The organism is Amycolatopsis echigonensis (assembly GCF_014174495.1).
Classification (GTDB): Bacteria; Actinomycetota; Actinomycetes; order Mycobacteriales; family Pseudonocardiaceae; genus Amycolatopsis; species Amycolatopsis echigonensis.
The window spans coordinates 1-2,104 of record NZ_JACJHR010000208.1; the positions used below are offsets into that span (position 1 = coordinate 1).

At 67.1% G+C, this 2,104-nt stretch carries 2 protein-coding genes; both read left to right on the top strand.

Features of this window, described 5'->3' with window-relative positions:
* Positions 1-1,040: 2-hydroxyacyl-CoA dehydratase subunit D (locus H5411_RS46280; protein WP_183127999.1), on the top strand; the 1,040-nt coding region annotated here is incomplete at its 5' end.
* Positions 1,037-1,957, top strand: coding sequence for an acyl-CoA dehydratase activase (locus H5411_RS46285; RefSeq protein ID WP_183128000.1), 921 nt, complete (start codon positions 1,037-1,039; stop codon positions 1,955-1,957). The genes H5411_RS46280 and H5411_RS46285, both read left to right, overlap by 4 nt.
* Positions 1,958-2,104 lie beyond the last annotated feature (147 nt).

Sequence of the window (2,104 nt, forward strand, 5' to 3'; positions counted from 1 at the left end):
GCTCCGAGGGCGACCAGACGGGTGTCGTCGGGGTGCACGACCAGGAGGTGCTGGCCGCGAAGCTGCCCGCGCCCGACTTCTTCGTCAACAACTACGCGGGCTGCAGCACCGGCCAGCAGTGGGACGGCATCTCATACCGCGTCTTCGGCAAGAAGCTCCCCATCTTCAACATCTCCCACCCGTTCCTCTGGGGCAACAAACCGGACTCCGGTTACCTCACGGGCGAGGAATGGGAGGACGCTTCGAAGTTCGTCGCCGAGCAGCTGCGGAATCTCATCGACTTCCTCGAGCAGCAGACCGGCCGGCCGTTCGACTACGACGCGCTGTCGGAAAGCATGACCTACATCAAGTGCGCTGCCGAGCTTCGCCGCGAGGGTCTCGACCTGTGCAAGGCGAAGCCTGCTCCCGCGACGTTCTGGGACTGGATCGCGAGCGTCGCCCCGATCAATTTCCTGCCCGGCAACCAGGATCTGGTCGACTACTTCGCGGCCGTGCGCGACGAGATCCAGGACCGGATCGACAGCGGCGTCTCGGCGGTCAAGGACGAAAAGTACCGGCTGTACTTCGACGGCATCATGAACTGGAACAAACTCGGCTTCCTGTCGAGGAAATTCGCCGAGTACGGCGTGGCGGTGCTGGCCGGGCGCTACATCCAGAACGCGTTCTGGCAGGAGCCGCAGCTGATCGAAACCAGCGACCCGATCATGGGCATGGCGCAGCATTACCTGCTGTGCCCCACCAACCACGGTGCCAAAACGCTGGAGTACCTGACGTTGCGGGACTGCGAGGAGTACGACCTCGACGGGCTGGTGTTCCACTCCACCCGCACCTGCCGCGCCTTCACGGGGCCGCAGCGGCTGCTGGCCAAGTCCGCGCAGGACAAACTGGGCATCCCGTCGATCTTCTTCGAAGGCGACGTGGCGGACGCGGCGTTCTACAAGGACGGCATCCTGGAGTCGCGTCTGGTAGCCATGCTGGAAGCGATCGACGTCCGCAGGCAGCGCGGGGCGTTGCCCGCCGGGTTCGCGCCGATCTCATGACCGCGTACTACCTCGGGGTCGATCTCGGCTCCACCACCGCGAAGGCCGTCGTCGTGGACGAAACCGGCGCCATCGCGGGGGCCAGCGTGATCCAGATGGGCGCGGTGAGCCGGAAAGGCATGCACGCGGCCATCGACGACGCGCTCGCGGACGCTGACATAGCCGAAGGAGACGTGCGCGGCACTGTGTCGACCGGGTACGGGCGCAAGCTCGTACCCGGCGCGCAGCGGACGTTCACCGAGATCACCTGTCACGCCCGGGGCACCGCCGAGATGTGCCCCGGGGCCAAGCTGATCATCGACATCGGCGGCCAGGACAGCAAAGCGATCACCGTCGACGCGGACGGTCTCGTGGACGACTTCGCGATGAACGACCGCTGCGCCAGCGGCACCGGTCGGTTCTACGAGGTGCTGGCGCGGGCGCTCGAATGCGAGATCGGCACGCTGGGGGAGCTGGCGTTGCGCGGCAAGCAGGATCTGGAAGTCAGCAGTATGTGCGCGACCTTCGCCGAGACGGAGATCGTTTCCATGCTGGCGGAAGGACTTCCGGCGCCGGACATCGCGGCGTCCGTGCACCGCGCGATCGCGGGCCGGACGCTGGCGCTGGTGGCGCAGGTCGGACGGCACGCGCCGGTCGTGCTGACCGGTGGCGTCGCCAGGAACCCCGCCGCCGTGCGGTTCCTGGAACAGGCACTCGACCTCGAGGTGCGGGTGCCGGAGCATCCCCAGATCACCGGTGCCTACGGTGCCGCCCTCCTCGCGAGGGAATCGTCAGGCCCGGTGCCTGCCGGGCGGGACGCCGACACCGAAATCCAGCTGTTCCCGCACCGCGGGGCAGGACATTCGTGCGCAGGCTGCGACGGCTCTGCGGACGGTGCCGTCCATCTCGGCGAGACGATAGGTCTTCGCCGGAGCTGATCAATCAAACGGCATCACCGGACTTCCTGCACGCCTCGATTGTGCTGGCAAACCGTGGCTATGCCGCCGGAGGCGGGCTTGCGTGACCGCTGGGCCAATTTCGCCACGTGCGGGACCCGCTCGGCGTCCGGCACCCGACACGGCATC